A 7,729-nucleotide genomic window follows, 5' to 3' on the forward strand; every position below is an offset into this window, starting at 1 on the left:
CCTCCTCCACGTCATGGTGGGTGTGCTCCGGCCCGATCGCCCCCGCCGGCAGCCGCATGTTGGAGAACGTGAAGTGCTCCGACGGCAGGATCCGGCTGTCGCTCTCGTGGTCGCCGGTCGCGCCCGAGCCGATGTAGCGGATCTGCGCCCGCTTGAACTCCTCACCGGCCTTGGCCTGGAACCCGAGGGTGTCCCAGTCCTCCAGGCGGCTGTCCCTGCTGGCGATGCAGCCGTCGATCAGCTGCTCCAGATCGGTCATGGCGGTGCCCCTTCGTTCGGTGCCGTTCAGTCGTCGGAATGGAGGAAGTCGCGTACGGCCCGGGCGAACGCCTCGGGCCGCTCCTGGTTGGACAGGTGGCCGGCGCCGGGGATCTCCGCGTAGCGGGCGCCCGGGATCGCGGCGGCGATCAGCCGGCTCTCGGCGGGCGGGCAGACGGCGTCGTGCTCGCCCACGAGCACGAGGGTGCGGGCCCGGACCTCGCCGAGGCGGGGACCGTGGTCGGTCGCGGCCATGGACTCGGCCGCGTACCCGTACCCGGGCATGCGGATCGCGGCGGCCATCGCGGCCGCGACGGCGTCCACCTGGGCTGGAGTGGCCGCGGGCGACAGCAGCCGGGCGGCGCGCTTGCGGGCGAACGCGGCGGGACCGGACCCGGCGAGTTCGGCGCCGCGGGCGCGCATGGCCGCGGCCTTCTCCGGCGAGGCGCCGGAGCCGCGGGTCGAGTCGGCGAGGATCAGCGAGCCGAGCCGGTCCGGGTGGCGGAGGGCGATCCGGGTCGCGATCACGCCGCCCCAGGAGACGCCGAGGACGTGCGCCCGGCCGATGCCGAGGTCGTCCAGGACCGCGACGGCGGCGTCGGCGTAGCCGTCCATGCCGGGCGGGCCGCCGGGGTCGGGCGCGGCGGCGTAGCCCGGGGCGTCCCGGGTGATCACGCGCAGCCGGTCCGCCAGCAGCGGGGTGATCGCGTCGAACGAGGCGCCGCTGGAGCCGATCCCGTGCAGGCACAGCAGGGGCGCGCCGGTCCCGGTGTCCCCGATCACGCGACCCGCCAGGAGGCGCCCAGGTCGGCCAGGGTCCGCAGCACCGCGTACGGCACCAGCCCGCTGGTGGCCGGGTTGTCGGGGTCGGGGAGGTTGGCGAGCTCGAAGCGGTACTGCCCGACCGCCCCGGCGAACTCCACGACGTGCCGGGTCATCGAGGCGCAGGGGTCGGCGACGAGGCGGACCCGGACGGCGTCCCAGTCCCCCGCCGCCAGCGCGAGCGTGGCGGCCACGTTGGCGTTCTTGGGGAACCGCTCGGCGGCCTCGCGCGCGGCCCCGTCGTGCAGGACGACCGGCTCGTCCCCCGGCTTGAGGGAGCGGAGGCGGCCGGCGAGGCCGTCGTCCATCCAGGGCTGGACCAGCGAGCCCGGCGCCTTGGAGGAGGTCAGCCGGACCGCCGTGAGGGGCCCGCCGATCGCGGCCGCGCGGACGACGTCCAGCCCGCCGAGGGCGCCCTGGCACACCAGGAGCCGCCCCTTGGCGCCGCTCAGCCGGCCGAAGAGGGCGTCGTCGGCCAGGGCCCCGACCGACACCGCGACCAGGTCGCGGCCGGCGTCCAGGATGTCCGGCCCGTACTCGCGCAGCGCGCCCTGCCCGGCGGCCTCCACGACCACGTCGGCGGACGCGACCAGCTCCCGCACGTCCTCGACGCGCTCGGGCACGGCCCCGGCGCCGCGCCGCAGGACGGCCGACAGCTCGGCCCCGGGCACGCCGCCCTCGCGCAGCACTCCCGCGACCCGTGCCCCGATCGCTCCATGCCCGAGCACCCCGACCCGCACGGCCCCTCCGCTAATAGCTTGGTATGAAAATACTTGGAGTAAAAGTATCTGGGCGGAGGCGGGCGCGCAAGGCGGCCGGCACGAGGCCGCGAAAAAGGGCGGACCCCCCGATGGGGATCCGCCCTCCGATGATCAGGGTGCGGTCAGTCGAGCTCGAACCAGGTGTGCAGGCGCTTGCCCTCGACGAAATGGCCCGACCGGTCGGCCAGCGTCTCGATCAGCATCACGCCGTATCCGCTGCCGCGCAGCTCGCCGCCCTCGCGCCGGGTCGGGAGGGTCGGGCTGCCGTCGTCCACGACCTCGCAGCGCACCGCGCCGTCGCACTCGGCCAGGGTCAGGGTGAACTTCCCGCCGAACCGGGACCGCGAATGCTGGACGCTGTTGGTGCAGGCCTCGGAGACCAGCAGCTCAACCGTGTCGGTGCGGTCGCCGTCCGGCAGCGTCTCGGTGGCGAACCGCCTGGCGTCGCCCACGCTCTCCGGCACGGCGGCGAGCGTGATCGTGCCGATCACCGTCCAGTCGCCCACGCGTCCATCCCCCCATGATCGCCGCCACCGTCCGCGCGCCGGTGGCCAGAGCCCGGCTCCTCCGTTTATACCCAGCCCGCGGTGGGGTCTGGGCGCGGGTCCACAGGTCAGAACGTACCCGCCCATACCGGGTGCTCGGCCGGGGGGTGCCCTCGCCGGGCGGGGGACGCCCGGACGGGCGGCTTCGCCACCATGGGGAACGCGGTCCCGCCATGCCCCGCGCCGTGGCGGAAGACACAGCGGAACCGCCGTCCCCGTAAGGGCTACGCGTCCCGGCGGCGCAGGACCTGGTACCCCGCGGCGACGGCGGCCACGGCCCAGGCCGCCAGGATCAGCAGGCCCAGCGGCGCCGGGTACGCCTCGGCCTCGCCCCGCATGAACGACGTGCCCGCGACGCCTGGCAGGAATTTCGCGGCGCGCTCGACGGCCTCGATGTCGCTCGCCTGGAGGGTCGCCGGGATCACCATCAAGATCAGGAAGGCCACGATCAGCGTGCCCACCGAGCTGCGCAGCATCGCGCCCAGGCCCAGCGTGAACACGCTGATCAGGCCGAGGTAGGCGCCCACCGCCAGGACGTCGCCGAGCCAGGTGCCGAGCGCGAACTCCCCCCAGCGCCCGAGCAGCGGCGCGGCGGCCAGCGAGCCGCCCGCCGCCAGCAGCGTGCCGGCCACCGCGCCGACGGCGGCGGCCACCGCCGTCTTGGCCAGCAGCATCGTCCCCCGGCGCGGAATCCACTGGAGGGTCGTGCGGATCGCGCCGCTCGTGTACTCGGAGGTGATCAGCAGCATCGCCAGCCCGATGATCGCGAACTGGGCCAGATCGACCGCGCCGAACGCGATCGTGCCGAGGGCGACCACACCCCTGTCATCGGCGGGATCGTCGTTGCCGTTGGCGTTCACCGTGAAGATCGCCAGCTGGAGGCAGGCCGCGCCCATCAGCACGCCCGCCCCGACCAGGCTCCACCACGTGCCGCGGACCGACCATGCCTTGGTCCACTCCGAGCGGACGGCGCCGGGCATCCCGCCCCCGGCCGGTACCGCGGTCATCGGTCCGCTCCCTGGGGTGCCGCGTACTCGACGCTGCCGGCGGTCAGCTCCATGTAGGCCTGTTCGAGGGTGGCGTCCTGCGGGCTCAGCTCGTACAGCGGGACGCCGAGCCGGAACGCGAGATCGCCGACCGGGTCCACCGTCGTGCCCGACAGCAGCAGCTCGCCCGGCGCGACCTCCTCGGCCGCGACACCGTGCGGGGCCAGCTCGGCCGCCAGCCTCCGCAGCCCCTCCGGCCGCGGGCCGCGGATCCTGACCCGGTGGCGGGAGCTGCCCGCCAGGACCTCGGCGATCGGCGCGTCGGCCAGCAGCCGGCCCTTGCCGATCACCACGAGCCGGTCGGCGGTCAGCTCCATCTCGCTCATCAGATGGCTGGAGACGAACACCGTCCGCCCCTCGGCGGCCAGCGACCGCATCAGCTCGCGCACCCAGCGGACCCCGTCGGGGTCCAGGCCGTTCACCGGCTCGTCGAACATCAGCACCGGCGGATCGCCCAGCAGCGCGCCCGCGATGCCGAGCCGCTGGCCCATGCCCAGCGAGAACGTCCCGGCGCGCTTGCCCGCGACGTCCGGCAGCCCGACCACGCCCAGCACCTCGTCCACCCGGGACGCGGGGATCCCGTTGCTGTGCGCCATCGCCAGCAGGTGCCGGCGCGCGGACCGCCCCGGGTGCAGCGCCTTGGCGTCCAGCAGCGCGCCCACCTGGCGCAGCGGATGCCGGTACGCGGCGTACGGCCGGCCGCCGACCAGCGCCGTGCCGGCCGTCGGCCGGTCCAGGCCGAGGATCATCCGCATGGTGGTGGACTTGCCCGCCCCGTTCGGCCCGAGGAAGCCCGTCACCAGCCCCGGTTCGATCGTCAGCGACAGGTCCCGCACGGCGGTGCGGTCGCCGTACCGTTTCGTCAGCCCGTCCAGGGTGATCATGCACTCTCCCGCTCGTCGTCTACCGCGATCACGGTAGGGAGCGGGCGGGCGGCGGCGCAGTGCCCGATCGGCCTGGTCAGGCCCCGACTTTCGTCAGGGGCCGGCGGCGTACTCGAAGATCCCGTACGAGAAGGCGTCGGCCTTCACGGAGTCCGCGTCCAGGGCGACTCCCCCGCTCTCGACCGGGCGCGCGGAGGCGAGGTCCGCGCGCGGCAGCGGGAGCACGGCCGGCTCGCGGCGCGGGTTGACGACGACGAGGTAGCGGCCGCCGCGCACGTACGCGAACGGGAACCCGTCGTTCAGGATCTCGACCTCCCCGCCGCCGCGCAGCTCCGGCGCGGCGGCGCGCAGGGCGATGAGGCGGCGGACGAGGTTCAGCAGCGAGTCCGGGTCGGCGCGCTGGGTCGCCACGTCGGGACGGCCCGGGTCCGGGTCCAGCGGCAGGTACAGGCGGTCGGCGGCGGCGGTCGAGAACCCGGCGTTCGGGCCGGCGTCCCACTGCATGGGCGTGCGCGAGCCCGCGCGGTTGTAGCGCGGCCCGAGGCGGCTGCCCTCCACGTCGGGCAGATCGGGGATGTAGCGCATGCCGATCTCGTCGCCGTAGTAGATCGCCGGCAGCGTCGGCCACGTCATCTGGAGCACGAACGCGGCCGGCAGCTGCTCGCGCGTGCGGGCGCCGCAGGCCAGCCGGGCGAAGTCGTGGTTGGACGTGGGCAGCGAGACGTGCCCCGAGCCGCCGATGACGCTGGTCGCCTCCCGCCACGCCTCGATGAACGGGCGCGGCGATCCCCCGCCGCCCGCGTCGAAGAAGCAGTCGAGCGGGTCCCAGTGCTCCAGGACCGTCCCCTGGCCGTTGTTCCACAGCGACCGCATGGGCAGCCCGTCGTTCTCGCCGCCGAACTGCAGGAAGAAGTCGACGTGGAAGCCCGCCGGGACCGACACCGCCGGATCGCCCCACTCCGCCATGATCACGGCCTCGGGGTGGGTGCGGTCGAGCCAGCCGCGCAGCTCCGTCCACAGCCGGACGGTCTCGCGCAGCCCCGGATCGTCCTTCACCAGCGACGAGGCCATGTCGACGCGGAACCCGGCGAGGCCGAGCCGCAGCCAGTGGTCCATGATCTCGCACAGCGCGGCCCGGTTGGCGCGCGGCCCCTCGGCGTCCACCGGCTGCCGCCAGGGCTCGCCCTCCTTCTCGCGGGCGTAGCCGAAGTTGAGGGCGGGCTGGGACTCGAAGAAGTTCGGCAGGTACGCGCCGGGCCGGCTCCCCGGCGACGGCACGAAGCCGCGCGGGGCCGGGCCGCCGCCGTCCGTCCAGATGTAGCGGTGGTCGGACGGGTCGTCCGCCGAGTGCAGGAACCACGGGTGCTCGTCGGAGGTGTGCCCGGCCACCAGGTCCAGCAGCACCCGGATGCCGTGCCCGCGGGCCGCCTCGACCAGCGCGGCCAGGTCGTCGTCCGTGCCGTAGCGGGGCGCGACGCGGAAGTAGTCGGACACGTCGTACCCGGCGTCCCGGAACGGCGACACGAAGCACGGATTGATCCAGATCGTGTTCACCCCCAGCCAGGACAGGTGGCCGAGCCGCTCGGTGATGCCGGCGAAGTCGCCGATCCCGTCGCCGTCGGAGTCGGCGAAGCTCTGCGGATAGATCTGGTAGAGGACGGCGCCGTCCAGCCAGGACGTACCGGTGCGGGAGGTCGTCATTGTCCGATGATTCCCATCCGTCCCGCGTCGTCACTCCTTCCTTCAGAGCGTCTCGATCGCCGGGTTCCCGGTCGCGCGCGTGTGCCCGCGCGCGTCGAACAGCAGCGGCGCGTGCTCGGCCAGCAGCTCCGGCTCGTACGCCGTGTGCCCGGTCAGCAGCAGCACCAGATCGGCCCTGCCGAGCGCCTCCGCCAGCTCCCCGTCCGCCGCCGGCACGTCCGCGCCGTCCACCTGCCAGGACGGCACGTACGGGTCGTGGTAGGCGAGTTCGGCGCCGAGTCGGGCGAGGCGGCGGACGATGGGGCGGGCCGGGGATTCGCGCTGGTCGGCGATGTCGGCCTTGTAGGTGACGCCGAGGAGGAGGACGCGGGCGCCTTTGAGTGCTTTGCCGTGGTGGTTGAGGAGTTGCTGGGCGCGTTCGACGATGTAGCGCGGCATCCGGTCGTTGATCTCCTGGGCGAGTTCGACGAACCGGAAGGGGTAGCCCAGCGACCTGACCTTGTACGACAGGTAGTTGGGGTCGATGGGGATGCAGTGGCCGCCGACGCCGGGTCCGGGGCGGAACGGCTGGAACCCGAACGGTTTGGTGGCGGCGCAGTCGATGGCGTCCCACAGGTCGATGCCGAGCTCGTTGCAGAAGACGGCCATCTCGTTGACGAGGGCGATGTTGACGTGGCGGTAGGTGTTCTCCAGCAGCTTGGCCATCTCGGCCTCGCGGGTGCCCTTGGCCAGCACCACCTGGGCGACGAACTTGCCGTAGAGGGCGGCGGCGGCCTGGGCGCAGGCTTCGGTGAGTCCGCCGACGATCTTGGGGGTGTTGGCGACGCCGTAGTGCGGGTTGCCGGGGTCGATGCGCTCGGGTGAGAACGCGAGGTGGAAGTCGGTGCCCGCGGTCAGCCCCGAGCCTTCTTCCAGCAGCGGCCGCAGGACCTCTTCGGTGGTGCCGGGGTAGGTGGTGGATTCCAGGACGACCAGGTCGCCGGGGTGCAGGTGCGGCGCGATCGTGGCCGCGGCGCCCTTGACCGCCGTCAGATCGGGGCCGCCCTCCTCGGAGAGGGGCGTGGGCACGCAGATGACCATGGTGCGGGCGGCGGCCAGCAAGTGCGGGCCGGTGCCGGGAGTGAAACCGGCGGCCAGCATCTCGCCGACCTCGCCGTCCGAGACGTCGTCGATGTGCGAGCGGCCCGCGGCCAGGCCGTCGATGACGCGGGTGTCGCGGTCCAGGCCCCCGACGCGGAGTCCGGCCCGGCAGGCCTCCCTGACGAGCGGCAACCCGACATAACCGAGCCCGATGACCACCAGATCCATGTCCACCCCTGCCGTGTCCTCCCCAACCGTCATCGGGCGGTCTCCCCTCGCCAGTCCTGGATGACCTCCGCGATGCGTTCGCCGGCGTGGCCGTCCCAGAGCGGCGGTGTTCGTCTCGCCCCGTGCCGGTCGGCGTCCAGGGCCTTGCGGGTTTCGGGGACGAGGTCGTCGAAGGTGACCAGGCGGTTGGTGCCGTGGGTGATGGTGATGGGCCGCTCGGTGTTGGGCCGCACGGTCAGGCACGGCACGCCGAGGATGGTGGTCTCCTCCTGCAACCCGCCCGAGTCGGTCACCACGGCCGCCGCGCCGCGTACCGCCGCCAGGAAGTCGATGTAGCCGAGCGGGTCCAGCACGTGCACGCCCTGGTGGGCGTCCAGGCCGGCGGCCAGCAGGTTGGCGCGGCC

Annotated in this window: 8 protein-coding genes and 1 pseudogene; all 9 read right to left on the bottom strand. The window is 73.8% G+C overall.

Annotated features, from left to right (window positions below; genetic code table 11):
• Window positions 1-259, bottom strand: a pseudogene (locus AB0881_RS41385) (cupin domain-containing protein); the annotation flags it as partial.
• Between the two features lie 26 nt (window positions 260-285).
• On the bottom strand, window positions 286-1,041 hold the full coding sequence (locus AB0881_RS41390; protein ID WP_366626381.1) for an alpha/beta fold hydrolase: 756 nt from the start codon (window positions 1,039-1,041) through the stop codon (window positions 286-288).
• On the bottom strand, window positions 1,038-1,820 hold the full coding sequence (locus AB0881_RS41395; protein WP_366626382.1) for an aspartate dehydrogenase domain-containing protein: 783 nt from the start codon (window positions 1,818-1,820) through the stop codon (window positions 1,038-1,040). The genes AB0881_RS41390 and AB0881_RS41395 overlap by 4 nt, the downstream gene beginning before the upstream one ends.
• Window positions 1,821-1,963: 143 nt before the next feature.
• A complete protein-coding gene (locus AB0881_RS41400) occupies window positions 1,964-2,347 on the bottom strand; it encodes an ATP-binding protein (protein WP_366626383.1) in 384 nt (127 codons plus the stop codon).
• A gap of 263 nt (window positions 2,348-2,610) precedes the next feature.
• Window positions 2,611-3,393: a hypothetical protein gene (locus AB0881_RS41405; RefSeq protein WP_366626384.1), complete on the bottom strand. Its 783-nt coding sequence runs from the start codon at window positions 3,391-3,393 to the stop codon at window positions 2,611-2,613.
• The gene (locus AB0881_RS41410) at window positions 3,390-4,316 is read right to left on the bottom strand and encodes an ATP-binding cassette domain-containing protein (RefSeq protein ID WP_366626385.1); all 927 of its coding nucleotides are present in this window, start codon (window positions 4,314-4,316) and stop codon (window positions 3,390-3,392) included. Before AB0881_RS41410 ends, AB0881_RS41405 begins: the two co-directional genes overlap by 4 nt.
• A gap of 93 nt (window positions 4,317-4,409) precedes the next feature.
• Window positions 4,410-6,017, bottom strand: coding sequence for an alpha-amylase family glycosyl hydrolase (locus AB0881_RS41415; protein ID WP_366626386.1), 1,608 nt, complete (start codon window positions 6,015-6,017; stop codon window positions 4,410-4,412).
• A gap of 42 nt (window positions 6,018-6,059) precedes the next feature.
• Window positions 6,060-7,358, bottom strand: a complete 1,299-nt coding sequence (locus AB0881_RS41420) for a nucleotide sugar dehydrogenase (RefSeq protein WP_366626387.1) — start codon at window positions 7,356-7,358, stop codon at window positions 6,060-6,062.
• Window positions 7,355-7,729 (bottom strand): UDP-N-acetylglucosamine 2-epimerase (locus AB0881_RS41425; RefSeq protein WP_366626388.1); only part of this gene is annotated, 375 nt, incomplete at its 5' end. The genes AB0881_RS41425 and AB0881_RS41420, both read right to left, overlap by 4 nt.

This window comes from Spirillospora sp. NPDC029432, assembly GCF_040703975.1.
In the GTDB taxonomy this organism is placed as follows: domain Bacteria; phylum Actinomycetota; class Actinomycetes; order Streptosporangiales; family Streptosporangiaceae; genus Spirillospora.

What these genes read in the sequence shown, in the direction of transcription:
- AB0881_RS41405 (WP_366626384.1), bottom strand. Translation starts at nt 3,393, where the DNA reads ATGACCGCGGTACCGGCCGGGGGCGGGATGCCCGGCGCCGTCCGCTCG.
- AB0881_RS41420 (WP_366626387.1), bottom strand. Translation starts at nt 7,358, where the DNA reads ATGACGGTTGGGGAGGACACGGCAGGGGTGGACATGGATCTGGTGGTC.
- AB0881_RS41415 (WP_366626386.1), bottom strand. Translation starts at nt 6,017, where the DNA reads ATGACGACCTCCCGCACCGGTACGTCCTGGCTGGACGGCGCCGTCCTC.
- AB0881_RS41410 (WP_366626385.1), bottom strand. Translation starts at nt 4,316, where the DNA reads ATGATCACCCTGGACGGGCTGACGAAACGGTACGGCGACCGCACCGCC.